The sequence below is a fragment of the Arthrobacter sp. UNCCL28 genome (genome assembly GCF_900102805.1).
GTDB classification, from domain to species: domain Bacteria; phylum Actinomycetota; class Actinomycetes; order Actinomycetales; family Micrococcaceae; genus Arthrobacter; species Arthrobacter nicotinovorans_A.
The window spans coordinates 58742-83434 of the sequence record NZ_FMWE01000009.1 but is presented as its reverse complement, the minus strand read 5'-3'; the positions used below and the strand labels follow the sequence as shown (position 1 = coordinate 83434).

20 protein-coding genes are annotated in these 24693 nt (G+C 62.5%); 9 read left to right on the top strand and 11 right to left on the bottom strand.

The window, feature by feature from the left end; genetic code table 11:
- Positions 1-26: 26 nt before the first annotated feature.
- The 5 genes from BLQ01_RS19560 to BLQ01_RS19540 all read right to left on the bottom strand — a co-directional run bounded on the left by BLQ01_RS19560 (position 27) and on the right by BLQ01_RS19540 (position 7267).
- Positions 27-3017: a carboxypeptidase regulatory-like domain-containing protein gene (locus BLQ01_RS19560; protein ID WP_091553774.1), complete on the bottom strand. Its 2991-nt coding sequence runs from the start codon at positions 3015-3017 to the stop codon at positions 27-29.
- A gap of 104 nt (positions 3018-3121) precedes the next feature.
- Positions 3122-4078: a carbohydrate kinase family protein gene (locus BLQ01_RS19555; protein WP_091553832.1), complete on the bottom strand. Its 957-nt coding sequence runs from the start codon at positions 4076-4078 to the stop codon at positions 3122-3124.
- Between the two features lie 127 nt (positions 4079-4205).
- Positions 4206-5000 (bottom strand): ATP-binding cassette domain-containing protein, encoded by a 795-nt coding sequence (locus tag BLQ01_RS19550; protein WP_091553772.1) that lies wholly within the window; start codon positions 4998-5000, stop codon positions 4206-4208.
- Positions 4997-6043 carry an ABC transporter permease gene (locus tag BLQ01_RS19545; RefSeq protein WP_091553770.1) on the bottom strand — a complete coding sequence of 349 codons (1047 nt, stop codon included), beginning with the start codon at positions 6041-6043 and terminating at the stop codon, positions 4997-4999. Before BLQ01_RS19545 ends, BLQ01_RS19550 begins: the two co-directional genes overlap by 4 nt.
- A 111-nt stretch (positions 6044-6154) precedes the next feature.
- Positions 6155-7267 (bottom strand): substrate-binding domain-containing protein, encoded by a 1113-nt coding sequence (locus BLQ01_RS19540; protein WP_026548148.1) that lies wholly within the window; start codon positions 7265-7267, stop codon positions 6155-6157.
- A 176-nt stretch (positions 7268-7443) separates the two neighbouring features.
- Between BLQ01_RS19540 and BLQ01_RS19535 the strand changes: the two genes are divergently transcribed.
- Together BLQ01_RS19535 and BLQ01_RS19530 are read left to right on the top strand one after the other, a co-directional pair.
- Positions 7444-8442, top strand: coding sequence for a LacI family DNA-binding transcriptional regulator (locus BLQ01_RS19535; protein WP_091553769.1), 999 nt, complete (start codon positions 7444-7446; stop codon positions 8440-8442).
- 63 nt (positions 8443-8505) lie between these two features.
- Positions 8506-8799, top strand: coding sequence for a putative quinol monooxygenase (locus BLQ01_RS19530; protein ID WP_026548146.1), 294 nt, complete (start codon positions 8506-8508; stop codon positions 8797-8799).
- Positions 8800-8860: 61 nt separating this feature from the next.
- Here the strand turns inward: BLQ01_RS19530 and BLQ01_RS19525 are convergent, their stop codons facing one another.
- The 6 genes from BLQ01_RS19525 to BLQ01_RS19500 form a co-directional block, all read right to left on the bottom strand.
- A complete protein-coding gene (locus tag BLQ01_RS19525; protein WP_254779541.1) occupies positions 8861-11488 on the bottom strand; it encodes a GH32 C-terminal domain-containing protein in 2628 nt (875 codons plus the stop codon).
- Between the two features lie 235 nt (positions 11489-11723).
- Positions 11724-12329 (bottom strand): TetR/AcrR family transcriptional regulator, encoded by a 606-nt coding sequence (locus BLQ01_RS19520; RefSeq protein WP_026542285.1) that lies wholly within the window; start codon positions 12327-12329, stop codon positions 11724-11726.
- Between the two features lie 44 nt (positions 12330-12373).
- A complete protein-coding gene (locus tag BLQ01_RS19515) occupies positions 12374-13132 on the bottom strand; it encodes a MerR family transcriptional regulator (RefSeq protein ID WP_091553763.1) in 759 nt (252 codons plus the stop codon).
- Between the two features lie 76 nt (positions 13133-13208).
- A complete protein-coding gene (locus BLQ01_RS19510; RefSeq protein ID WP_091553762.1) occupies positions 13209-13859 on the bottom strand; it encodes a PadR family transcriptional regulator in 651 nt (216 codons plus the stop codon).
- 276 nt (positions 13860-14135) lie between these two features.
- The gene (gene nadE / locus BLQ01_RS19505) at positions 14136-14957 is read right to left on the bottom strand and encodes an ammonia-dependent NAD(+) synthetase (protein ID WP_026548142.1); all 822 of its coding nucleotides are present in this window, start codon (positions 14955-14957) and stop codon (positions 14136-14138) included.
- Positions 14958-15063: 106 nt separating this feature from the next.
- A complete protein-coding gene (locus BLQ01_RS19500) occupies positions 15064-16083 on the bottom strand; it encodes a LacI family DNA-binding transcriptional regulator (RefSeq protein WP_091553761.1) in 1020 nt (339 codons plus the stop codon).
- A 229-nt stretch (positions 16084-16312) separates the two neighbouring features.
- Here BLQ01_RS19500 and BLQ01_RS19495 point away from each other — a divergent pair, with 229 nt between their 5' ends.
- The 7 genes from BLQ01_RS19495 to BLQ01_RS19465 all read left to right on the top strand — a co-directional run bounded on the left by BLQ01_RS19495 (position 16313) and on the right by BLQ01_RS19465 (position 24692).
- Entirely contained in the window at positions 16313-17158 is an 846-nt protein-coding gene (locus tag BLQ01_RS19495) for a sugar phosphate isomerase/epimerase family protein (RefSeq protein WP_254779540.1), read from the top strand.
- Positions 17159-17203: 45 nt separating this feature from the next.
- Positions 17204-18211 carry a Gfo/Idh/MocA family protein gene (locus tag BLQ01_RS19490; RefSeq protein ID WP_091553759.1) on the top strand — a complete coding sequence of 336 codons (1008 nt, stop codon included), beginning with the start codon at positions 17204-17206 and terminating at the stop codon, positions 18209-18211.
- A gap of 267 nt (positions 18212-18478) precedes the next feature.
- Positions 18479-20017 carry an ABC transporter substrate-binding protein gene (locus tag BLQ01_RS19485; protein ID WP_026548138.1) on the top strand — a complete coding sequence of 513 codons (1539 nt, stop codon included), beginning with the start codon at positions 18479-18481 and terminating at the stop codon, positions 20015-20017.
- Positions 20018-20023: 6 nt separating this feature from the next.
- Positions 20024-20965 carry an ABC transporter permease gene (locus BLQ01_RS19480; RefSeq protein ID WP_026542293.1) on the top strand — a complete coding sequence of 314 codons (942 nt, stop codon included), beginning with the start codon at positions 20024-20026 and terminating at the stop codon, positions 20963-20965.
- The gene (locus BLQ01_RS19475) at positions 20962-22884 is read left to right on the top strand and encodes a dipeptide/oligopeptide/nickel ABC transporter permease/ATP-binding protein (RefSeq protein ID WP_026548137.1); all 1923 of its coding nucleotides are present in this window, start codon (positions 20962-20964) and stop codon (positions 22882-22884) included. The genes BLQ01_RS19480 and BLQ01_RS19475 overlap by 4 nt, the downstream gene beginning before the upstream one ends.
- Complete coding sequence (locus BLQ01_RS19470; protein WP_091553756.1) at positions 22881-23768, top strand: ATP-binding cassette domain-containing protein; 888 nt, start codon at positions 22881-22883, stop codon at positions 23766-23768. The genes BLQ01_RS19475 and BLQ01_RS19470 overlap by 4 nt, the downstream gene beginning before the upstream one ends.
- Before the next feature lie 63 nt (positions 23769-23831).
- A complete protein-coding gene (locus tag BLQ01_RS19465; RefSeq protein ID WP_254779539.1) occupies positions 23832-24692 on the top strand; it encodes a sugar phosphate isomerase/epimerase family protein in 861 nt (286 codons plus the stop codon).
- Position 24693: the final 1 nt, after the last annotated feature.

The following is a 24693-nucleotide window of genomic DNA, read 5'->3' as shown; positions in this document are numbered from 1 at the left end:
CTTTCAATTTCCGGAGATTGACAACATCAGCCGATCAGGGCAGTGGCCGCAGAGTAGCGGGCCAATGCGGTGTAAGCAGTTTTGGTCCCGGTCACGCGTACTTTGATGGCGCTCCCCTTGTCCGCGGCAACCAGTTTGTACGTCTGGGCGGTGGCGCCGGTGATCGCAGTGCTGCCCCGGAACCACTGGTACGTCAGGGTGACAGGCGCCGGACCCCACACACCGGGGGTCGCGGTGAGCGTGCTACCCACGGTCGCGGTACCAGCGATGGTGGGGCTGGGCCCGGTCAGCGTGCCCGCCGCCACGGCCGCAGTCGCCGCGGAGGTCTTGGCCGCCGTCGTGAATCCGGTCTTGCTTCCCGTGACCCGGACAGTGATGGTCTTGCCGAGATCGGTGGCAGTCAATGCGTAAGTAGCTGAGGTGGCACCCGTGATCGCGACGCCACTCCGGAACCACTGATAGGCCAGAGTCACGGGGGCTGGGCCCCAGGCTCCTGGCACTGCCGTGAGCGTCGAGCCCACCTTCACCGTCCCGGAGATCGTCGGCGTCGGCGCGGTCAGGGTTCCCACCGCCACGGCCGCGGTGACCGCGGAGGTTTTGGCCGCCGTCGTGAACCCTGCCTTGGTGCCGGTGACCCGGACGCTCATGGTTTTACCAAGATCGGTGGCAGTCAATGTGTAGCTGGCTGACGTAGCCCCGGTAATGGCAACACCAGTCCGGTACCACTGGTAAGCCAACGTTACGGGAGCCGGTCCCCACGCCCCTGGAACAGCTGTGAGGGCAGAGCCCACCTTTGCCGTCCCGGAGATCGTCGGGGTGGGAGCGGTCAGTGTGCCTACCGCCACGGCAGCAGTGGCAGTGGAGGTTTTGGCCGCGGTGGTGAATCCGGCCTTGGTGCCAGTGACCTGAACGGTCATGGTCTTGCCCAAGTCGGCGGCAGTCAATGCGTAGGTGGCCGATGTGGCACCTGTGATCGCAACGCCACTGCGGAACCACTGGTAGGCCAGCGTCACCGGGGCAGGTCCCCATGCGCCGGGAACAGCGGTGAGCGTCGAGCCAACTTTCGCTGTTCCGGATACGGTCGGCACCGGTGCGGTCAACGTGCCCGCCGCGACGGCTGCGGTCGCAGCGGAAGTCTTCGCCGTCGTCGTGAATCCCGTCTTGGTTCCGGTGACCCTGACGGTCATGGTCTTGCCCAGATCCGCGGCAGCCAAGGCGTAAGTAGCTGACGTGGCACCTGTGATGGCGACACCGCTGCGGAACCACTGGTAGGCCAGCGTCACCGGGGCAGATCCCCATGTCCCGGGAACAGCGGTGAGCGTCGAGCCAACTTTCGCTGTTCCGGAAACGGTGGGAACAGGAGCAGTCAGGGTCCCTGCGGCGACAGTGACGCTGGCCTGGCCATAGTAGGGCTGCAACGGCCAGTCGTGGACGCTGAGCCGTACCGTGACTTTCTTGCCGGCGTCGGAAGCCTGGAGAAGGAACGTGGGGCCATTGGTCCTATGGTCCTGCACGCCGTTGACGAACCAGTCGTAGTAGGGGCCAAAATCAGGTGCAGGGGTCAAGGTTCCGTGGTCAACGGTCAGGGTGTTCCCAGCGACCGGCGTACCCAGAAGGGTGAAGGGCTTCGAAGCCGTGACAGCCTCGGCACCGGATTTACCGCCATGAACCGAGGTGGTGTAGGAGGCATAGCCGGTCTTGGTCCCGGTGACTTTGGCCCAGATGTCGTAGCCGGCATCGGCGGCAGTGGGAATGTAGACAGTGGTGGTGGCGCCGGGAATGTCTTGGGCGACTACGCCGTCCTTGGAACGCTGCCATTGGTAGGCGAGCGTCACCGGAGCCGGACCCCAAACGCCGGGATCGACCGTCAGTTTCTGTCCGGCCTGGGCTGAACCGTAAACAAACGGCCTGTCAGGTGTCAGCGACAACCCTGCAACGTCCAGCTGCATGGTCAGCTTGATGCGCTGTCCGGCAGCAGTTGCCGTCAGGACGGTGGCCGTGTCCAGCGTGGCAGTGTTGTCATAGCACTCGGCCTTGTATCGCTTTTCGCGGGGTGCGCCCTCGTAGAAAGTGTCCGAGACGCAGAGCTTGTACTTCCTGCCTACTGTCATGCGCCAGTAGATCTTGCCCTGCGCGTCCGAGGTCAGCGGTCCCATTTGGGGACCTTCCCATGCTGCAGTTGCGTCGTTGTAGACGTACGGGCTGTAGCCGACGTCGGCAATCGGCGCACCCGCGGGATCGACGACGGTGGCCTCCATGACGGTTTCATCCTTGAGGACGAAGTTCACGTTGGTCCATTTGACCCCCGCGGGGACGGTGGCAACGGTGTAGGTATCCACCATTGCCGTGCCGGTCCAGTATTGCTCCAGGTAGAGGCGCTGGCCGGACTCGTCCCGGACGCTGATGTATGCCTGGTTGGGCGGGATCTTTGTCAGGGTGAAGTTGCCGTTGGCATCGGGCTTGGTGCTGCTGATCTGTCCGCCGTTGTTGGGCGAGGCTGAAACGGACACAGCAGTCAGTGGCTGGCCGGCCTTATTGGTGACCCGGCCGGTCATGCTGCCGAAGGCTTCCAACTGCGGGTTGAAAGTGGTGGTGGGGGCAGCGTCGGTGACGGCAACCGGCGTCGAACCGTAGGAACTGGACTGGTTGCCGTTCCACTCATCCGCGTAGGTGGCCGAACAGGGCCCGGTGCTGCAGGTTGTCCAGATCTTGTAGCTGCCGGCCGCAGGCACGGTGAAACTGTACGAGCCATCGGCAGCGGACCAGGCGCCGGCCACGTAGGAGGCCCGTTCGTCGTTGGTGTATGCACCCACCCAGACGTCGCCCAGCGGAGTTGCCGTTGCGGTGGCTGTCAGTTTTCCCTTGACGACTCCCTTGAAGGTGTACGTCGCGGCCGAAGCGGGCGCAGCGCCGGCGAAGAGGCCCGCAGCCACCAGGACGACTGCCGTCAGGATGGCCCACACCCCCTGCCGCGTACTTCGAATCGGATGGTGGGCGGCACGTCGCTGCAACGGCATGGGTATGGTCCTTTTCCCCAAAAAAGTGACTAAAGGGGACCGAGTGGTCCACTGACATCGTAGGCGTCGGCCCGCAGCAGTGCCATGGGGAGTTCTGCCCCGGCTTAGACGACGGCCAGCGGCTGCTGTTTAAGCCCTTCCAAACGCGCTTGAAGTTCAGCGGAGGTAGGAGGATTGGCGCCGGGCCTGCTGACGGTGATCGCTGCGGCCACGGCTGCTGTTTGTCCGATGTCGCCGAGGGCTGTTGGTGCAAACGCCTTTTCACCCCGGGCCAGCAGCTCAAAGATGAGGGCGGCCATGTAGGAGTCACCGGCACCGATGGTGTCCGCGACGTTGGTCTTCACAGAGGGAATGGTGGCGCGCGCCCCCGGAGTGGCAAGGAGTGCACCTTCGGCACCACGGGTGATGACGGCCATCCGGGCGCCGTGGTTGAGCAGGCGGGAAGCGACGTCGTCCGGCGAGGACTCGGGATAGAGCCACTGCGCGTCCTCGTCGCTGAGTTTGATGACGTCAATGAGGGGGAGCAGGTCCTCAAATGTCTGCTGTGCCTCAGCATGGCTGCCAAGGAGCGCTGGACGGATGTTGGGGTCGTAAGTGACCAGGCATGAGTCGTGGCTCTGCTCAAGGAGGGTTCGTACGCTGGCCGCTCCCGGGGCGAGGAACGTGGCGATGGATCCGGTGTGCAGGACTTTCGGGATCATGGCTGGTGCCACGGGTGGGAGTTCCCACAAGATGTCGAACTCGTAGCTGGCCGAGCCGTCCGCTGCGAGGGTGGCGGTGGCTGTGGCGGTGCGCGTGAGGGAAGTAGATCCGGGAAGCAGTTGGACACCGGCGCTGTGAAGGTGGGACGTGATGGCGGCGCCGTGTTCGTCCTCGCCGATCGCTGTGAGCAGCCCGGTGGGCACCCCGAGGCGGCCCAGGCCGTAGGCGACGTTGGCGGGTGACCCGCCAGGGTAGCTGATGCGTCCTTCCCGGGTATTCACAATGTCCACCAAGGCCTCGCCGATAACGAGGACGTCCAGTGGGTTTTGGGCTGATCCGCCCGGGTAAGGGTTGTGCATCTTGGTTCTTTCGTCGGGTTGCCGCCTGATCGGTGGGGCGGCAGGGATGGATCCGTCCGCGGACCTGGTGGCAGGTCCGCGGACGGGGACAGGGGTTCCGTGTGGAACGGAAAGCCCGGTGCGGCCGTCAGGCTTTTGCCGCACCTGTCATGATGGCGACGGCGTCGGTCATGGTGTGGGATTGCGGGGTGATGGTCGCCGCGCATTTGCCCAGGCGCTGAATGTGGATGCGGTCTGCAACATCGAACACATGCGGCATGTTGTGGCTGATCAGGATAACCGGCAGGCCGCGGTCGCGGAGGTCCCGGACCAGTTGGAGCACCTGGTTGGATTCACGGACACCCAAAGCGGCTGTCGGCTCATCGAGAACCACCACTTTGGATCCGAACGCCGCTGCACGGGCCACCGCAACGGCCTGACGCTGGCCACCGGAAAGGTTCTCCACCGGTACGGTGACATCCTGCAGGGTGGAGATGCCCAGCCGTGTCAGTTCTTCCTTGGCTTTCCGTCGCATGCCCTTGGTGTCGAGCATCCGGAACAGGCTTCCCAGTGGTCCGGGGAGACGCTCTTCGCGGCCGAGGAACAGGTTCGAGGCAACGTCCAGGGCCGGTGAAACGGCAAGGTTCTGGTAGACGGTCTCGATGCCGTGGACGCGGGCGTCCTGGGGCCGTTTGAAGTGGACCTGCTGACCGGAGACGAAAAGCTCCCCGGTGTCGGGAACTTCGGCGCCCGTAAGGCATTTGATGAGCGTGGACTTACCGGCGCCGTTGTCGCCGATGACGGCCAGGACTTCGCCGGGGTAGAGGTCCAGGCTGACGCCGTCGAGACCTACAACGCGGCCGAACGTCTTGACGAGGTTCCTGGCTTTGAGGATGGGCTCGCGGGTTTCGGTGCGGGGAGCTTCAAATTCTGTGGTGGTCATGACTTGACCTTTCGGATCCACTGATCGACGGAAACGGCAATGATGATCAGGATGCCTACAGCGAGGGTCTGATAGAGGACGTCCAGGCCGGCGAGGGACAGGCCGTTGCGGAATACACCAACAATCAGCGCTCCGAGCAACGAGCCCCAGATCGAGCCGCGCCCGCCGAAGAGGCTGGTGCCGCCAATCACGACGGCGGTGATGGAGTCCAGGTTCAAATCGACGCCGGCGTTCGGGCTGGCAGCGTTGGTGCGGCCGATCTGGATCCAGGCACCGACAGCCAGGACTGCACCCGCGGCAAGGTAGACGCTCATCAGGACCCGGTTGACGGGAATGCCGGCGAGGCGGGCCGCTTCCTTGTCATCACCCACAGCGTAGACGTGCCGTCCCCAGGCGGTCTTGCCCAGGATGAAGGCAACGGCCACATACAGGAGCAGCATCATGACCACGCCGGTTGAGATCCGGACTGGCCCGATCGGCAAGGTGCTTCCGAGCCAGGTGAGCATGTCCGGCATTGCCGAGCCACGCACGGTGCTCCCGCCGGAGTAAAGCAGCGTCAAAGCGATGAAGATGTTCAGTGTTCCCAGCGTGACGATGAACGGGGGCAGCCGGAACCTTGTTACCAGGAACCCGTTCAGGGCACCGGAACCGAGCCCGACGACGAGGCCGGCCAACAGCGCAATGGGACCCGGGAGGCCGTTGCTGACGGCAAGCTGCGCGATCACCATGGACGACAAGATCATCACTGCGCCCACGGAGAGGTCGATTCCCGCTGTCAGGATGATCAAGGTCTGGGCGATTGCCAGGGTGCCGACCACGGCAACCTGCTGGGTGATCAGGGAAAGGTTCTCAACGCGGAGGAAGCGGTCATTGAGGAGCCCGAAGACAACCACGGCGATCAGCAGGACAATGGCCGGGCTGAGGGCCGGGTAGCGGTGGAGGATGTTGCGGATTTTGCTGAGGGGGGTCTGTCGGTCAAGGAATTCCTCGGCCAAGTCAGCATGCCCGGCGCTCGGGGGGCCGGCGGTCTGTTGCTGGGTCACTTTAGGTTGCTCCTGAACTTCCATGTTCTGTAACTGCTGGTACCCGGGGAGGCGCTGCTTGGTGCGCTGCTTTAGGCGCTGCTTGGTGCGCCTCCCCGGGGTGGAATGGGGTTACTTGCCCCAGCAGATCTGGGATGCTTCGGTGGTGGTGATGCTCTTGACGCCATCGGCGGGCTTGTCAGTGACCAGCTCCACCCCGGTGTTGAAGAAGTCCAGGCCCTCGGAGTTGGCCGGCTTTTTACCCGTCTTTGCCAGGTCAACAATTGCCTTTACGCCCAGCTCGGCCATCTTGACCGGGTACTGCTGCGCAGTTGCGCCGATCACGCCGGACTTGACGTTGTTTACGCCGGTGCAGCCGCCGTCAATGGAGACGATCAGGACATCCTTTTCCTTGCCGGCGGACTTCAGGGCCTCGAAGGCGCCAGCTGCAGCCGGCTCATTGATCGTGTAGACAACGTTGACATTGGGGTTCTTGGCCAGCAGGGTTTCCATTGCCGTACGTCCACCGTCTTCGGCGCCCTGGGATGCCTGGCTGCCGACGATCTCGTACTCGCCGCCCTTGCCGCCGGTGTATTTTCCGGTCTTGGCTTCGTCGCCGTTCTTCTTCTTATCCGCGGTGTCGATGCCCAGTCCGGTCAGGAAGCCTTGGTCGCGGTTGTAATCCACCGAGACCACCTTGTCGTCAAAGAGGTCAATGAGGGCGATGACGGCTTTCTTGCCCGCCAGTTGCTGAGCGGTCCACTTGCCGATCAGCTCGCCGGCGTTGAAGTTGTCCGTGGCGAAGGTGATGTCCGCGGCGTCGGCCGGGTCCGGGGGAGTGTCAAGCGCAATAACGAACAGGCCGGCGTCCTTGGCCTTCTTCAGGGCATCGACGACGGACGGGCCGTTGGGGGTGATGAGGATTCCCTTGTCACCCTTGGAAATAGCATTTTCAATAGCCTGGATCTGGGTGTCCTCGTCGCCGTCGGCCTTGCCGGCAGCAAGCTTGAGGTCGACGCCGTCGGCCTCTGCAGCCTTCTTCGCGCCATCCTGCATGGAAACGAAGAACGGGTTGGACGTGGTCTTGACGATCAGCGAAACGCCGATCTTTTCATCGGAGCCCCCACTGGCTGAAGGGGTGGAGCCGCCTCCGCAGGCTGTGAGGCTAAGTGCGCCGAGCGTCAGGACTGCGCCGGCGGCAAGAAGGCGGGTCCGGGCGGACTGCTTGACTGTGGAACTCAACATTGAAACTCCTGTTTTTGTGGCTGTTGGCGGCGCATCTTCTGCGGCTGACAACGTTGTCAGGTAACATGTAAGCAAGCTCACACGATAGAGTCAAGTATTAAATCAAGGTGAGGAGCAGCAAGTTGACAACGGTGTCTAATCGTTACCAACCGGATTCCGGGCGCAAGCGCCCAACGATGAAGAACGTGGCGGATCTTGCCGGCGTTGGGATCAAGACGGTCTCCCGCGTAGTCAACGACGAGCCGGGGGTCTCCGAGGCCACGCGGCAGCGCGTCATCCGGGCCACCGAACAACTGCAGTACCAACTGGACATCACCGCGGGCAGCCTCAAGCGCTCCGGACGCAAGACCCAGTCCATAGGCCTGCTGCTCCCGAGCGTGTCCAACCCGTTCAGTGGAGAAATCCACAGGGCCATGGAAGACGCCCTGGCTGTGCGCGGAATTGCCGTCTTCGCCGCCAGCCTGGATGACGATCCCGAGCGGGAGAAGAAGCTTATTTCAGCTTTCCTGGGCCGCAGGGTTGACGGGCTTGTCCTGACCACCATTGCCAAGAGCCAGGCCTACATGATCCCGGAGCACTCCCGGGACCTGCCACTGGTATTCATTGACCGTGAGCCGGCGGGTATCGAAGCTGACGCGGTAGTCACTGACAACGAAGTCGGTGCGGCAAACGCGGCGGCCCACCTCATCGAGCACGGACATACCCAGCTGGCCTACCTTGGTGACCGGACGGATATCCAGACTGCCGGGAAGCGCCGGACGGGATTCCTGGACGGCGTCGGGCGTGCAGGCATTTCCACCTCCGGTGTCGCAGTTCGGGAGAACCTTCACGATGAGGAAACCGCCTTTCGGGCCGCTCACGAACTACTCACCTCGGAAAACCCTCCGACGGCGATTTTCTCCAGTCAGAACCTGGTGACCTTTGGCGCAATGCGGGCCCTTAAAGCCCTTGGACTGCATCACAGGATTGCCCTCATCGGGTTCGATGATTTCACGCTGGCCGACATGATGGACCCCGGGATCACCGTGATCGCCCAGCACCCTGAACGCATCGGCAAGCTTGCAGCTGAGCGGATCCTTGCACGGATCGACGGCGACGCGAACCCCGCCCGGACCTATGTCATCCCCACCGAATTGATACAACGTGGCTCCGGTGAAATCCGTCCCCTCAGCTGATCCGGACAGATACTCCTCCAGGCAAGAAAAACAATCCCACAGCAACCAAGTAAAGGACTGGCTATGACCAAAACACTGTATGCAGAGTTCACCGTCAAGGAAGGCAGTGAATCCCGCGTCGCGGAAATGATGGCTACGCTCACGGAGCACGTTCGGAACGAACCGGGGAACGTGATGTTCCTGCCTTACACGCGGGAAACCAACCCGCGCGAGTACTTTGTCTTTGAGGTCTACAAGGACGAGCAAGCATTCCAGGAGCACATCGGTGCCGATTACGGCCGGGAGTTCAATGCGGAACTGGCCGAACACATCGAAGGCAATGGCTCTGAGCTGACCTGGTTGAAACCACTGGCATAGCCATGATGCAAAGGAATGCGGCCGGCAAATGCCGGCCGCCTTCTTTGTCATGCGGGGAGTGTTACTTCTTTCCCGGAAGGAACATTGACCCTTCCATGGGGGTCACGGTGAGGGACTTCAGCTGCGCAGTTCCACCCTCCGCGAAGAGCGCCATCTTGTCCGCTCCGGGGTTGGGGAATACTTGATCGGTGATGGTCCGGAGGCCGTCACCAGCGAATACTTCCACCGATGAGCGGTCCACATACACCTGCAGGGTGACATTGCCCTTCTTATCCAGGGTGACAGGGGCGTCCTCAATCGAAGGGAAGGCCGGATGGAAAGTGGTGTTTCCGGACTTTGTGCGGTCAACAAAGACCTTCCCGGTGCTGGAGTCGTAGCCGATGACGGTGGAGGAGTTGCCGTCGCCCAGTACTGTGATGCCTGACTTTTTCGCCGTGCCGGGCGCAAAAGTGATGTCGACGCGTTGTACCTGACCTGATGCGGACGCGGGCAGCGGGGTTGTTCCGGCCTTGATGGCGCCGCCCTTCTTGTCCGTGTAGCTGGGCTTTTTCGCGAGCTTGTCCACTTGCTTGACCACGTTTTGGGCCAGGCGTGGCCCGTCAGGTGTCTGGGTCAACTGCACCTCCCGGGGCAGCGACATCGCACTGCGCCAAGGGTTGGTGGGGATGTTGTTGGCGTAATCCCAGTTGTTCATCCAGCCGAGCATGACCCGCTTGTTATCGGGCATGTTGGAGAAGGACACTGCCGCGTAGTAGTCACGGCCGTAGTCCAGCCAGTCGTAGGACTCCAGCCGGGACTTGGCTGCCGTGGAGCTGGCCGTGAACTCGTCAGCGAGAATGTGCCCCCACCCGAATCTGTTGTTGTCGACCACCTTGATGTGTGCCTGTTGGCCGACGAATTCCTTCACATCCCATGAGGCCCAATCCAGGCTTTCACTGTCGTTGCCGGTGGTGCTACGGACAACTTGTCCGTTGACCACCAAGTTCACCGTCTCCTCGTCGGACCGGAGGACCGCGGCGGTGTCCGTAAGCATGACGTGGTCAAGGGTCAGGTGGCCCCACCCGCCCGTAGCTTCGTCAACGATCCGCAGTTGGGCATTCTGTCCCGCGAACTCCGAGACGTCCCAGCCTTTCCAGTTCAGCAATCCCGCATTGTCACCCGCCAGGGAGCGGACCACATTGCCGTTGACGAGCAGCTGAACGGCCAGGGTCTGGCCGGAGTCCGCCGCACGGTTGCCGCCTCCCACCAGCATGGACATGAAGTTCTTTGTGATCGGGAAGGTGGGGGAGGTAAGGGTGCCCTGGCGGTCGTCGCCGGGCACGGCGCCGGTTTCGAACGTGTTGATTCTCTTGGCGCCGATGTAGTAATCCCCGCCGCTGGTGGCTGGCTGGAAATTGGGGGTCAGATCGCCTGTTCCGGTCCAGCCGGCAGTGGCCAGCGTTGTGCCGTCGGGAACCTCGAAGCCGTCAAACTTCAACTCTCCCGGGGGCGGGGTGTTGTCCAGTTTGTCCGAGACGCGGGGGTGCTTGCCGCCGCCGACGAGGAAGTTCAGGTAGTCGTCGGTGACCGTAAACGTTGGTGACTGCATGGAACCCATGGGCCAATCGCCGTCGTTGAATGAGTTGATCAGCCCTGGTCCGGCGAATCCGGTCACTGGACTCTGCCCGGGCAGGGAGCCCCCAGCGGGAGTGTCAGCGAAAGGCCCGTTCTTCCAGTTGCCTGCCTCGTTGTTGAGGGCCCAGCCGTTATAGGTGCCGTCGTTGAAGCCTGCCAGGGGCGTGCCGGCCGGTGCCTCGGCCGCTGGCTCGGTGGTTTCGGAAGTGAAGGTGGTGCCGTCAAAGTTCCCCACGAAGTACTGACCGGCCGAGCCTCCGGCGACGCCGCCAGGGTTGATATTGACCACCATGACCCACTTGATGTTGTTCTTGTCCCCATCCACCGCCAGCGGGAACAGATCCGGGCATTCCCACTGCCCGCCGTTGGCGTTGGCGGGCCCGAATTCGCTCAGGGCAGTCCAGTCCTTGAGGTTGCTGGACTTATAGAGGACAACCTTGTGATCCTGTGATTCGACAGCCGTCATGACCCAGTAGCCGCCGCCGGACGGGTTGTCGTACCAGAACACCTTCGGGTCCCGGAAGTTGGCTGAATTGCGGTTCAGCACAGGGTTTCCCGAGTACTTGGTCCACGTCCGGCCATCATCGACGCTGTAGGCCAGGGACTGGGCCTGCAGGCCGCGGTACGGGGAAGGTTCCTTATAGGCGCTGGTGTAGATGGCTACCAGTGCCGGGTTTTCCTTGGTCCCGAAGCCCGATGTGTTGTCTTTATCAACCACTATGCTGCCGGAGAAGACGTCCTCCTGCGCATCCGTGGAGAGGGCAAGGGGCTGCTCCTCCCAGTGCACCAGGTCCTTCGAGGTCGCATGCCCCCATGACATATTTCCCCATGTGTTCCCGGAAGGGTTGTGCTGGTAGAACAGGTGGTAAACGCCCTTATGGAAAACCATCCCGTTGGGGTCGTTCATCCAATTCTTCGCGGGGGTGTAGTGGTAAGCAGGTCGAAACTCTTCGCTTCCCACTTCCGATGCCGCAGAGGCCGGAGCAACACCGGCCATGATGCCCGAAAGCGTCAGGCCCGCCAGCGTTAGCGCAGACGTCGCTGCCCGCACCCTATTCATCGTTGATTTAGTCATGGTCTTCCAGGCGCCCTTCATCGCGCGTGCCTATCCCCAAATAGACAACGTTGTCAGTGCTAGGAAAGCTACGATATGTCCATTGGACAAGTCAACGGTCTGGGCGGCATTCGAATTTGATGCCAAGAAATAGAACGAGTTGGACAGCGTTGTCACCTCGGAATTGCCCATGGGCGCGCCTTGGAAGGCAGACGACGACGGCGGTGCTGCCGCCGTCGTCGTTTCTTCCGGAGGGCTAGGACCCGGGCTGGTGCTGCGAAGGCGCGAAAGCAATCTCTTCGGTGCGGGCAATTCCGCGCTCGATTGCTGCCTTGTCGATCCCCAGGAGGGTGGTGAGCCACATCCCGTTCTGCACCACCACGATGTCGGCCGCCCGCTCCCGGCCCTCATCAGGGGACAGCCCGGGAATGGCATTGCCGATCAATGCCGCAAGCCCTTGCAGATACCTGTCAAAGGCTGCGGCGTTGATCCGGGCAAACTCCTCGTCGGCTTGGGCGAGGGCCCACAAGTGGAGGCGAAGTGAAAGATATGGCGTGGTCAGGAGCCCCGGGTCGGCAACGCGACGAAGGGAGCCGCGGAGTTGTTCGTCCGGGGTTGAGGTAGGCGACGGCTCCACCAGCAGGAGGTCATGCTCTTCGATCTGGTGGAGCACCGCGCGGATCAAACTCGATTTGTCTTCGTAGTAGTAATTGACCAGCCCTAGTGCGACGCCGGCTTCGCGTGCCACAGCCCGCATGTTGATGCCCGAAATGCCGTGGCGGGACAGCAGCTCCAGTGCCGCTTCGAGAATGCGCTTCTGTCTGTCTACCTGTTGGCCGGACTTCGCGGTGCTTGTACCCATTCCGCCACACTATTGCCTAACCCCGGTCACCGCATCCTGAGCGCCTAGAGGTTCTTTTCGGCATAGATCCGCAGGGCATCCCTGACGAATGACGCTCCCGTTTCCCCGCCGTAATTGGCCGCAAACCGGGGGTCCGCTACATACATTTCACCGAGTCCCGTGACGTAACCTTTGACGTCTCCGCCAGGTACCGCCGTCGGGGTTCCCGGGATGCCGCTGAGCCACTCGACGTGGCGGCGAGCCAGGTCCTGCGCTTCGGTACTGTCAGGTGCAACTCCGGACTCTGCTGCGGACATCCAGTCCGTACCAAGCCTCTGGACGCGGTCCTTCCATTCCTGCTTTTGGTCTGCGCTCATCCCGCGCCACCATGAATCACTGGCGGCATAGGCGTCCTTGCCCCAGCGCTCCTCCACCTCGTCTTTGTACTGAGTGTGGTCGAAGCCGTCAAACATGTCCTGTGCCATGTACTTTCCATCCCCTTTCATTGTGTCGATGGTTTGCCGAACGGAGGCGATCTGCCGGGTCAGCCTGTCCTGCTCCTGTGCGAGCCACTCCAGATGGCTGCTCAGCGCTTTGACGGTGTCCGTCTCGCGATCCAGTACTTCGGCGATGGCCGGCAAGCCAAGTCCGAGTTCCCGGAGCAGGAGGATGCGCTGGAGCTGAACCAGCGCCGGACCGTCATAGTAGCGATAGCCGTTATGACCGGTCCGGCTTGGTTTCAGCAGCCCGATGTCGTCGTAGTGACGCAGCGTGCGGCTGGTTGTTCCTGCGATCCTGGCGATTTCCTGGATTGACCAGTCCATGCGTCCCCCGTTCTGTGCTTGTACTTCGACAGTAGAGGTTGACGTTACGTCAAGGTCAAGAGGATTTCAGCAGGCACTAGTCGGCCAGGATCAGGTAGAGCGCCCGGCGGGTTTCGTCGAGCTTTTCGATCGCTGCCTGGCGCTGTTCCTCAGTAGCCGCTGAGCGGAACTGGTGGATGACTCCCATGAGCTTGCCGACGCTTTGGTGGAAGGCCGCCCCTGTTCCATCGGCCTCGGTGTTCCAGGCGTTGGCAAGTTCTTCCTCGTGCTCGGCGACGTATGCCTTGCCGTCGTCAGTAAGCGTGAACTCGGTGCGGCGGCCTTCGCCGACGGCGACGATCAGTTCCTCGTCCACCAGCTGCTGCAGCGTGGGGTAGACCGAGCCGGGGCTGGGACGCCAGGCACCGGATGTCTTCTCCGCGATGGTCTTGATCAGGCCGTAGCCGTTGGACGGGGCCTCTGCCAGGAGCGAGAGGATCGCTGCCCGGACGTCGCCACGGTTGGCTCGACGTGAACCGCCGGGACCGAAGCCCCTTGGTCCGAAGCCGGGGCCAAAACCTGGGCCGAAACCGCCCGTACCGAAGCCTGGACCAAATCCGCCACCACCGTGACCGCCCGGACCACGCCGGCCTTTGCCTCGATTGAAGCGGCCTCTGCCATGCCCGTGTTCGGGATGACCGTGGTCGTGCTCAGGGAATGAGTTGTTGTTTTCGTTGATGCCTTTCATAGCAGCATCGTCCTTTCGGTTGTGTGAATCACCGAAGAAGTATCGGCGATAGCTAACGATATATCGGTAACTATCGGGACGTCAAGAGCTGAGCGTGGGGAAGTGGGTGGGGGATGTGCGAGAGGGTTGGCCGGAGGGGTGGGGGATGTGCGAGAGGGTTTGTTAAAGCACGACGGCGGGTGCGGACTTCCGTACGGAAGCCGGCACCCGCCGTCGTGGTTTGTCAGCGCGGTGGTTCTGAACGCGGTAGTTCTGAATGCGGGGGTTTTGGTGCGCTTATTTCCACCAGGTATCGAAGATGGTCACCGGCACGGTGCGCTTGTGGCGCGTCCGGAGGTACTTCTGTTCGATGAGTTCGGCCACTCCGTCGGTGACGTCGCGCCCTTCGAGGTAGTCGTCGATCTGGTCGTAGGTGATGCCGAGCTCGTCTTCGTCGGTGCGGCCGGGCTTGTCGTCCAAGAGGTCGGCGGTGGGAACCTTCTGCCACAGGCGGGCGGGAGCGCCCAATTCGGCAAGGAGTGTCCGGTTCTGGCGCTTGTTCAGGCCGAACAGCGGAAGGATGTCGGCACCGCCGTCGCCGTACTTGGTGAAGAAGCCCGTGACGGACTCGGCGCCGTGATCGGTACCGATCACCAGGTAATTGTGTTCGCCGGCCAAAGCGTACTGCGCGATCATGCGGGCACGGGCCTTGGTGTTGCCCTTGTGGAAGTCTGAAATTTCGGCGCCGGTGGTCTTCTGGAATTCGTCCTCGAAACCGTCAACGGCGGGGGCGATGTTGAAGGTCCACTCAGTCTTGGCTTTGATGAAGTCCAGAGCGGCCTGGGCGTCGTCTTCGTCGTGCTGGACGCCGTAGGGGAGCCGGACAGCCACGAAGTTCGCTTCCACGCCGTCGGCCTGGAGCTCCTCGACTGCCAGCTGGGCCAGGCGCCCGGCAAGGGTTGAATCAAGGCCTCCGGAGATACCCAGGACAAAGCCCTTGGTGCCGGTTGCCTTGACGTAATCCTTCAGGAAGGCAACCCGTTGCCGGATCTCCTCCGCAGGATCGATCCGGGGCTGGACGCCCATTTCTTCAATGATCTTTTCCTGGAGTTCGCGCATGGTCCAACACTAGTCAGCCGTGTCACGAACGCTCAACCATGTTGCGCTGGTGATTCGGCTCAGGCGGTGATTCACCCTAGGTGGAGGAGACGGGCGGCGATTCACCCTAAGTGGTGGGCGCAGGGCCCGTTGAGCCCCGGACCGTGAGGTGGGTGGGCATGACGGAGCGGTTCCGGTTCCCGCCCCCGGCGAGTGGATTCAACTGGGCCAGCAGCATGGATACGGCCACCCTGCCGGCCTGTTCGATGGGCGAGCTCATGGTGGTCAGCGGCGGATTGCAGAAATCTGCCCCGAAGATGTCGTCACAGCCCACGATGCTCATGTCCTCGGGCACCCGGAGGCCGCGTTCGCGGAGCCGTTGCAGCATGCCAATGGCAACGAGGTCGTTGAAGACGATGCATGCCGTGACCCCGCTGTGGACGGCGGCGTCGGCCGCGGCTGCGCCTGATTGGGTCTTGGGCGCGAACGGTCCAAGCCGGCGGACCTCGACTCCGCGTTCCTCCGCGGCTGCGGAGAGTGCGTCCCATCGCCGGGCGCTGGACTGGGACACGGCCGGACCGGAGACATAGGCAACGGATGTGTGGCCCCAGGAAATCAGGTGGTCCAGGGCTTGCGGCATGGCCGAGGGGGTGTCGATGATGACTGCCGGGACGCCGTCGACGTCGCGGTTGACGGTGACCATCGGCATCAGGGCGGCGGCAGCGGCAAGCGAGTCGTCGTTGAGTCGCGATGCTGCCACAATGACGCCGTCGGCACTCTTGCGCAGCTGCTCCAGCGTGCTCGCCTCAACTTCGTCCGATTCCTCGGTATCCACCAGCAACTGCGTGTAACCGGCGGCCTTGAGCTGCAACTGGGTACCGCGGATGAGGTCGAAGTAGAAGGGGTTGGTGATATCCGGAACCAGGACGCCAACAGCTCCGGTCTTCCCCGAACTCAAGGCTTTCGCCTGGGAGTTCGGCGTGTAGTTGAGTTCGACGGCGGCAGCCTGGATCCGCTCCCGGGTGCGGATATTGACGCGCTCAGGATTGGCGAGGGCCCGTGAAACAGTGGACGCCGCAACGCCGCACAGCGCAGCGATGTCATGGATGGTGGCAGGCCGGCCTGTCGCCATGGGTTGCGTCGCCATGGGCGTTCCTCTCTGAACAGCAAACATGGGCGTTCCTTCCGGAACGACGAAAGATCATCCGGCTGTGACCACTGCCACACCGTGGGTCAAGAATGCCATAGCTTGGGCGGATATGGCAATCGGTTGTCAACTTCGTGCCAAGATGGCTAAACTCGTGGGGACAAGACACTCCTGTGAACTGCGTCACCGTGCTCCGGCCGGTGGCATCACGGGCTACCTAGGAGAATTCGTGACCCACCCCCAAGCCGTGTGGAGCCTGTCCGGTTTCGGCGACGAAGTAGATCCAGATCCCTCTGTCCAGGCCGCCGTGCTGCTGGCCCTCGGCGCAGGTCACATCGAAGTCCGCAGCGCCTGGGGCACCAATGTGTCCGAGCTGGAGCCCGATGCTGTCCACCGGCTCAAGGAAATACTGGACCAGAACGGACTCAAGGTCTCGGCCGTGGCCAGCCCCATCGGCAAAGTGGACGTCGGCCTGCCGGTGGAGCACGAACTCACCCGGCTCCGCCAGATCATCTCCGTCGCCCAAGCCCTGGACACCAAGTACGTCCGCATCTTCTCCTTCTACCGCGGTGAGGACCAGAGCCAGGAAGAGATCCGGGATGCCGTGATGGAACGGATGACCGCCTTGGCCTCTGAAGCAGAAGCCAGCGGCGTGGTTCTGCTGCACGAAAACGAAAAGGGCATCTACGGCGATACCCCTGAGCGAGTCCTGGACATCATGGAAACAGTTGGTTCGCCGGCGTTGCGGGTCGCTTGGGACAACGCCAACTTCGTCCAGGTAGGCGTCAAGCCGTACACCGAGGGCTATGCACTGCTCCGCCCCTACCTTGAATACCTGCAGGTCAAGGATGCGATCGCCACTACAGGCGAAGTTGTTCCCTCCGGCGAAGGCGACGGCGAACTGGACGCCACCATTGCTGCCCTCGCAGCCGATGGCTACACCGGCTTCGCGTCCCTGGAGCCTCATCTGGCCAGCGCCCACGAACTCGGCGGATACTCCGGCCCGGTAGCGTTCGGCATCGCAGCCCGGGCCTTTGCCGGCCTGGCAAGCAAGAACGGCGTGACCCTGGCCTGACGGCCGCCCCCAACAACTCAGCATCATCCTTCGAAGGAGCAGGACATGCCTACAGCGGCAGTTATCGGTTGCGGTGACATCTCGACCGTCCATTTCCAGGCACTATCGACGTTGGGGGACGTGGAGTTGGTGGCCGTTTGCGACACCGACCCCGAAAGGCTGGAAGCGGCGGCAGCCACCCACGGCGTCCCCGGCTACGCGGACTACCTGGACATGATCCAGAAGGTGCGTCCCGACGTCGTCCATGTCTGTACGCCGCACCACCTCCATGCCTCGGTGGCGGCTGACTGCCTGGAGCGCGGCGTCAACGTGATCGTCGAAAAGCCGCTGGCCCATACGCTGGAGGAGGGGCGGCGGCTGGTCGAGGTGGCCGAACGCAGTCCGGCGAGGATCGGCGTCTGCTTCCAGAACCGCTACAACGCGACGTCGCAAGCAATGCATGAACTGCTCGACGGCGGCACGTTGGGACGGGTGGTCGGCGCCTCGGCAACCGTGATGTGGCACCGGGACGGCAGCTACTACCGCAGCCGCCCATGGCGCGGCACCTGGGCTGAAGGCGGGGGTGGCCTGATGATGAACCAGGCCATCCATACCGTAGACCTGCTCCAATGGCTGGTGGGTGATGTAGCCAAAGTGGAGGGCCACGCCTCTACGCGCTCGCTGGGTGGAGTGATCGAAGTGGAAGACACTGCCGAGTTCGTTGCCGAGCACGTCAACGGTGCGCGCAGCGTTTTCTACGCGACCCTGGCCAACGCCGCCAACGCTCCGGTGACCTTGGACATCGTTACCGAGAAGGCGACGCTCAGCCTGCGGGGCGACCTCACTGTGACCTATGCGGACGGAAGGGTTGACGTCATCCAGGAGCGGGTGGCGGAAACCGGCGGAAGGTCGTACTGGGGCGTATCCCATCAGCTGCTGATCGCCGACTTCTACGCAACGCTGGGGGAGCCGGGCCAGTTCTGGATCAACCCTGCCGAGGCAGGCAAGTCCTTGGGCATCATCAAGGACATTTATGCGCAAAGCTACCCGGACATGCTGGACCGGGTCGGCTGAGGCAACCGCAGCCAACCCAGCCAACCCAGAAAACACGGCGTGAAAACGCCTGAAATCCAAGGATTTCGCGCCGTTTTCACCCCACCACGGTGATGAATCCAGACGTCCCGCCCCGACGTTTGGCAACAATATAAGAAACTTTTGACAATCGGTTGCCAAGACCAGGCAAAGTCCGTACTGTAAATCCCACACCCAATAAAAATGTGGTCCAGGCCACACACTCCAAGCTCTGACTCGCATCAGGCAAAGACTCAGTAGGAGCCGACAATGAAGTTAGGTCCCAAGGCGGCAGCAGCCGCCATCGTCCTTAGCGCCTCCCTGGCGCTCACCGCATGTGGTGGCGGGGGTGCCGGCGCCGGAAATGGCTCCACTGCCGGCAGCAAAACCGTCACGGCCCTGACCCTGGGCACCCTTCGGGACCTCACCTCATGGGATCCGGCACAGGCCCACGTCGGCCACGCACTCCAGCCCTACCAGGCAGCTTACGATTCCCTGATCCTCCGCGAACCGGACGGCAAGCTCAGCCCCATGCTCGCCACCGCGTGGAAGTACAACGACACCAACACCAAGCTCACCGTTGACCTCCGCACGGACGTTACTTTCAGCGACGGAGCCAAGTTCGACGCCGCTGCGGCCAAGGCGAACATGGACCACTTCAAGAAGGCCAACGGTCCGCAGATGGCCCAGCTGAGCTCAGTCTCGGACGTTGCCGTGGTGGATGCCGACACGATCGACATCAACCTCACCGCACCTGAGCCCGCCCTGGAATTCTTCCTCAGCCAGGCTGCAGGCCTGATGGGAAGCCCAGCCGCACTGGGAACCGACGCCATCAAGACCGTTCCCGTAGGTTCCGGCCCTTACGTGATGGACAAGGCAGCCTCGGTGAAGGACTCCCAGTCCGTGTTCACCGCCCGCGAGGATTACTGGAACAAGGACCTCCAGAAGTTCAAGAAGCTCACGCTCAAGATCCTCCTCGATCCCACGGCCCGCACCAACGCCTTGGTGTCCGGCCAGATTGACGCCACCCTGCTGGATCCCAAGAACGGCAAGCAGGCCGAGGGCGCCAAAATGAAGCTTGAAACCAACCAGGTTGACTGGTCCGGCCTGCTTCTGCTGGACCGTGACGGTACCAAAAACCCGGCACTGGCCAACGTCAAGGTCCGCCAGGCCATCAACCACGCCTTTGACCGTAAGACCATCCTGGACCAGGTCATGCTGGGACAGGGCACTCCCACCTCGCAGCCCTTCGGTAAGGACAGTGGTGCCTGGACCGAGGAGCTGGAGAACTACTACAGCTACGATCCCGAAAAGGCCAAGCAGCTCCTGAAGGAGTCCGGCTTCGAGGGCAAGGTCAGCATCGACGTTCCCACCCTCCCCGGTGGTGAAACCCTCATCTCGGTCATGAAGCAGCAACTGGCAGATGTTGGCATCACCCTGAACCCGGGTGCGGCAATCACCAACACCTTCACCTCCGATGTTGCCGCCCAGAAGTACCCGGCACTCTTCTACAACCTCTTCCAGGGACAGCCCACAGTGGCGATCGACCAGATCGTCTCCACCAAGGCCCTCTACAACCCGTTCAAGACCACCAGCCCCGAGCTGGAGGCCAAGATCGCGGCCGTGCGCACGGGTGGAGCCGATGCCGGCAAGCTGGCCCAGGAAGTGAACAAATACGTGGTGGAACAAGCCTGGTTCGCCCCGCTGTTCCGTGTGAACCAGATGTACTACCACAACGACAAAGTGAACGTCACGCCGCAGGTCCAGCAGGCCGTGCCGTCCATCTACAACTACTCGCCCGCCAAGTAGGACCCCATGATCAAGTTCATTGCGAAAAGACTGGGCAGTGGTCTGGTGGTGTTGTTCGTCGTCTCGGTCCTCACCTTCACCCTGCTGTATACCTCCAGCGGAAGTATTGCCCAGAACATCCTGGGTGATCAGGCCACGCCTGAACAGGTGGCCCTGAAGGAACAGGAGCTCGGACTCGACCAGCCCCTCTTTGTCCGCTACTTCGCCTGGTTGGGCGACGCCCTGACAGGCAACCTTGGAGCCTCCTGGTTCACCTCGGAGCCGGTGGCCAACTCCCTGGCCACCCGCATCCCGGTCACCATGACCATGGTTTTCACCGCAATGATCCTGATCGCCATTTGTGCAGCACTGATCGGTGTTGCCGCAGCCGTGAAGCGCGGCTGGGTGGACAGGGTGGTCCAGATCGGCGCGATCGTGGGGGACTCCATCCCCGGCTACGTGATCGGCGTGTTCCTGGTAACCATCCTGGCCATCCAGCTCGGCTTCTTCCCCGCCACCAGCACCATCTCCCCGGAGGTGGGGCCGGAGGCCTGGGTTTATTCCATGACCCTTCCCGTCATTGCCTTGCTGATCAACGGCGTGACCGGTGGTGCCCAGCAGATCCGCTCCGCCGTGATCAAGCAGCTCGAGCGCGACTACGTCCGGACGCTGCGCAGCCGAGGCATTGGAGAGCGTGAAATCCTCTTCAAGCACGTGCTCCGCAGCGCCGCACCGGCAGGCTTGACCGTCTTGAGCCTCCAGCTGATCGGCATGCTGGGAGGCGTGGTGATCATCGAGCAGATCTTCGCCCTCCCCGGAATGGGTCCGCTGGCTGTTGCCGCTACCACCCAAACCGATCTTCCCGTGGTCATGGGAGTGGTGATGTACACCGTGGTGGTTGTCATCGTCGTGAACCTCCTGGTGGACATCCTCAATGGTTGGCTCAACCCGAAAGTACGTGTCTCATGAGCGACTCCGTAGATTCAGCTGCAGTAACAACGGCCAGTACCGACCTCGCGGCGAAGCAGGGATCAGGCCAGAGCGGCACGGTGGTCCGGTCCACCGTGATGCGCCGGCTCCTGAAGAACCCCATGGGCATCGCTTCGCTGGTGATCCTGCTGACCATCGCGGCCCTGGCCATCCTGGCGCCGGTGATCGCGCCTTTCGAAGAGAACTTCGCCAACATCTCCAAAACCCTGGCTGCCCCGGATTCGGTCAACATCATGGGCACGGACAGCGCGGGGCGCGATACCTGGAGCCGGCTGCTTTTCGGCGCACAGTTGACGTTGTTGTCCGCGCTCCTGTGTGCCGGCGTCGCCATTGCCATCGGGCTCCCGGCAGGCCTGATCGCCGGCTATTACGCAGGCAAATTCGAAGCCGTCTCCAACTGGGTAGTCAGCATCCTCATGAGCCTGCCCGGCCTGATCGTCCTGCTCACCATCCGTGCAGCCTTCGGCCCCTCGGTATGGATCTCCATGATCGCCTTTGGTGTGCTGATCAGTCCTTCCTACTTCCGGCTCACCCGCACCGCCGTGCAGTCGGTCCGGAACGAGCTCTACGTCGACGCCGCCCGGGTTTCGGGCCTGTCCGACCTCAGCATCATCGCCCGCCACATCTTCTCCGTAGTCCGCGCACCCATCATCATCCAAACCGCCGCCATCGCCGGAGTTGCCATCGCCATCCAGTCCGGACTCGAGTTCCTGGGCCTGGGCGATCCCACCAAAGCCACGTGGGGCGTCATGCTCTCCGAAGGCTTCAAGAACGTCTACCTCACCCCGATTTTGCTGCTCTGGCCGGCACTTGCCATGGCACTGACCATCGGCGGCCTGGTCCTGCTGGGCAACGCCATCCGCGACGCCCTCGAAGACGGCGAAAAGATCAAGCACCGCAAAACACGCGCGGTTGCAACGGCAGAAAGCACGAGTTCTTCTGCAAGCACGACGGCGGACCCCGCCAAGGCGCGCCAGTCACGGAAGTCCGTGGCCGCCGTCGACGCCGGAACCGAACACCACCTGGTCAAGGTGACCAACCTCGGCGTCGGCTATCCGCAGGCAGATGGGTCCATCAAGAAGGTAGTGGACGACGTTTCCTTCCATGTTGACCGCGGCGAAATCCTGGGCATCGTGGGGGAATCGGGTTCGGGCAAGTCCCAGACCGCGTTCTCCATCCTGGGCTTGCTGCCGGACAACGCCCGGATTGTGGGCGGTTCCATCCAGTTCGACGGCAACTACACCGTTGCGCCGGGCGAGGACCGCGTCAGCCAGGAGCGGTTGTCCAAACTGCGCGGCAAGCGGATCTCCTACATCCCGCAGGAACCCATGAGCAACCTGGACCCGGCCTTCACCATCGGCTACCAACTGGTCACGCCCATGGTCCGCGTGCTGGGAATCTCCAAGGCAGAAGCCCGCCAGCGTGCGCTCAAGCTGCTCACCGACGTCGGAATTACCAACCCGGAACGCACTTTCAACGCCTACCCGCATGAGGTCTCCGGCGGCATGGCCCAGCGTGTGCTGATCGCCGGTGCCATCAGCTGCGAACCGGACCTGGTGATCGCTGACGAACCCACCACGGCGCTGGACGTCACCGTCCAGGCAGATGTGCTGGACCTGCTGCGCGAACTGCAGCAGCGCCTGAATATCGGCGTGATCCTGGTGACCCACAACTTCGGCGTCGTTGCCGATCTCTGTGATCGCGTAGCGGTTATGCAGAACGGCAGGCTCGTGGAAGAAGGAACGGTCCGCGAGATCCTCAGGAACCCCAAAGAGCCCTACACGCAGACCCTGCTGGGGTCCATGCTCGAAGGAAAGACCCCCATGACCATGCTTGTGTCACAGCCTGGATCAGCAGCACAGCCTGGATCAGCAGCACAGAAGGAGCCTGTCGCATGAGTGCCTCTCTTGAGTCAACAGGCAAGTCCCCGCTGCTGTCCGTGGAGAACCTGGTGGTGGAGTACCCCAGCAAGCGGTTCCGGGCCAAGCCTTTCCGCGCCCTGACGGACATCAACATCACCATCGGCCAGGGGGAGACCCTGGGTTTGGTGGGGGAGTCCGGTTCGGGCAAGACCACGCTTGGCCGCGCCGTCCTGGGCCTGGCCCCGGTCACCGCCGGCAAGGTGATTTTCGAAGGCAACGACATCAGCAACGCTTCCCGCAAGGAACGCCGCACGCTGAGCCGTGACCTGCAAGTAGTTTTCCAGGACCCGTACACCTCGCTGAACCCGGCGCTGGAAATTGGCGACATTCTCGCTGAGCCGCTGGGCGTTCAGGGCATGGAGACGGGCGCTGCGAAAAAGCGTGTCAAGGAACTCCTGGACCAGGTGGGCCTGCCCACCGACGCCATCCACCGGCTGCCGCGCGAGTTCAGCGGTGGCCAGCGCCAGCGCGTTGCGATTGCGCGGGCGCTTGCCCTGTCCCCAAAGCTGATCGTTTGCGACGAGCCGGTGAGTGCGCTGGACCTCTCCACCCAGGCCCGCGTGCTGGATCTCTTCCTGCAAATCCAGAAGGACACCGGCGTTTCGTACTTGTTCGTGTCCCACGATCTTGACGTGGTCCGGCACATCAGCCACCGCGTGGCCGTCATGTACCACGGCGAAATCGTGGAGCAGGGCCCCGCCGAGGTAGTCACCCGCGATCCCGAACACCCCTACACCCAGCGGCTCTTGCTGGCCTCGCCCGTACCCGATCCCGACCGGCAGGAACAACGCCGGGCAGACCGCCACCGGCTGCTCGCGAACCAGCACAGCCAAATCGAACAGCAAGGTGCCGTGGCCTGAACAGCCAGGCACCCCAAACAGCGACCCCGGGTCCGGAAGGGCCCAAGAACCCCGGAGGAAAAAGTGGCCACAATAGGCGTCCAAGCCATGATGCTGAAGGACAGTTTTGCTGACATAGGAGCGTTCGAAACGCTCCGCAAAGTCAGCGCAATCGGCTACAACGCCGTCGAAATTTCCCAGATTCCCATGACCCCTGAGAACGTGGACGAGCTGGACCGCTCCCGCACGGAACTGGGAATGGACATCGCGGCGCTGTCGGTCAACATTGAAGGCCGCAAGGGCATGCCCGTGGAATCACTGGCGGACAACTTCGACAAGATCGTGGATGACGCCAAGCGCCTGGACAGCTCCTTGCTGCGGATCGGCATGCTTCCTTTTGGAGCCATGAAATCCCTGGACTCAGTGATTGAATTCGCCAAGCAAGCCAACGGCTATGCGGAACGGCTGCAGGAACAGGGCATCAGCCTTTACTACCACAACCACCACATTGAGTTCGCGAAGTTCGACGGCAAGTACATGCTGGACATCATCGCGGAGAACTCCCCGGCGATGGGCATGGAGATTGACGTCCATTGGGTGCAGCGTGGTGGCCTGGATCCTGTGCGGACCCTGGAAAAGTATGCCGGCAAGACTGCCATGGTGCACCTGAAGGACTACAGGATCGGCCAACTGCCGGAAGCATCCTTCGGGCTCTTGGAAAAGGGCGATTTCGCCGGTTTCATGGCCGAGTTCCGGAACGTCGTGCAGTTCGCCGAAGTGGGCGAAGGCAACCTGGACTTCCCCTCGATCATTCCTGCTGCCGTCGCCGCAGGCGCGCAGTACCTCCTGGTGGAGCAGGACGAACTGTACGGACGCACTGTGTGGGATGCCCTCCAGACCTCGTACGACAACCTGGTGGCCATGGGCCACGCCGACCTTTTCTAGA

Coding starts and splice junctions, on each gene's coding strand:
- BLQ01_RS19560 (WP_091553774.1), bottom strand. CDS start 3,017: ATGCCGTTGCAGCGACGTGCCGCCCACCATCCGATTCGAAGTACGCGG.
- BLQ01_RS19555 (WP_091553832.1), bottom strand. CDS start 4,078: ATGCACAACCCTTACCCGGGCGGATCAGCCCAAAACCCACTGGACGTC.
- BLQ01_RS19550 (WP_091553772.1), bottom strand. CDS start 5,000: ATGACCACCACAGAATTTGAAGCTCCCCGCACCGAAACCCGCGAGCCC.
- BLQ01_RS19540 (WP_026548148.1), bottom strand. CDS start 7,267: ATGTTGAGTTCCACAGTCAAGCAGTCCGCCCGGACCCGCCTTCTTGCC.
- BLQ01_RS19535 (WP_091553769.1), top strand. CDS start 7,444: ATGAAGAACGTGGCGGATCTTGCCGGCGTTGGGATCAAGACGGTCTCC.
- BLQ01_RS19530 (WP_026548146.1), top strand. CDS start 8,506: ATGACCAAAACACTGTATGCAGAGTTCACCGTCAAGGAAGGCAGTGAA.
- BLQ01_RS19525 (WP_254779541.1), bottom strand. CDS start 11,488: ATGACTAAATCAACGATGAATAGGGTGCGGGCAGCGACGTCTGCGCTA.
- BLQ01_RS19520 (WP_026542285.1), bottom strand. CDS start 12,329: ATGGGTACAAGCACCGCGAAGTCCGGCCAACAGGTAGACAGACAGAAG.
- BLQ01_RS19515 (WP_091553763.1), bottom strand. CDS start 13,132: ATGGACTGGTCAATCCAGGAAATCGCCAGGATCGCAGGAACAACCAGC.
- BLQ01_RS19510 (WP_091553762.1), bottom strand. CDS start 13,859: ATGAAAGGCATCAACGAAAACAACAACTCATTCCCTGAGCACGACCAC.
- nadE (WP_026548142.1), bottom strand. CDS start 14,957: ATGCGCGAACTCCAGGAAAAGATCATTGAAGAAATGGGCGTCCAGCCC.
- BLQ01_RS19500 (WP_091553761.1), bottom strand. CDS start 16,083: ATGGCGACGCAACCCATGGCGACAGGCCGGCCTGCCACCATCCATGAC.
- BLQ01_RS19490 (WP_091553759.1), top strand. CDS start 17,204: ATGCCTACAGCGGCAGTTATCGGTTGCGGTGACATCTCGACCGTCCAT.
- BLQ01_RS19485 (WP_026548138.1), top strand. CDS start 18,479: ATGAAGTTAGGTCCCAAGGCGGCAGCAGCCGCCATCGTCCTTAGCGCC.
- BLQ01_RS19480 (WP_026542293.1), top strand. CDS start 20,024: ATGATCAAGTTCATTGCGAAAAGACTGGGCAGTGGTCTGGTGGTGTTG.
- BLQ01_RS19475 (WP_026548137.1), top strand. CDS start 20,962: ATGAGCGACTCCGTAGATTCAGCTGCAGTAACAACGGCCAGTACCGAC.
- BLQ01_RS19470 (WP_091553756.1), top strand. CDS start 22,881: ATGAGTGCCTCTCTTGAGTCAACAGGCAAGTCCCCGCTGCTGTCCGTG.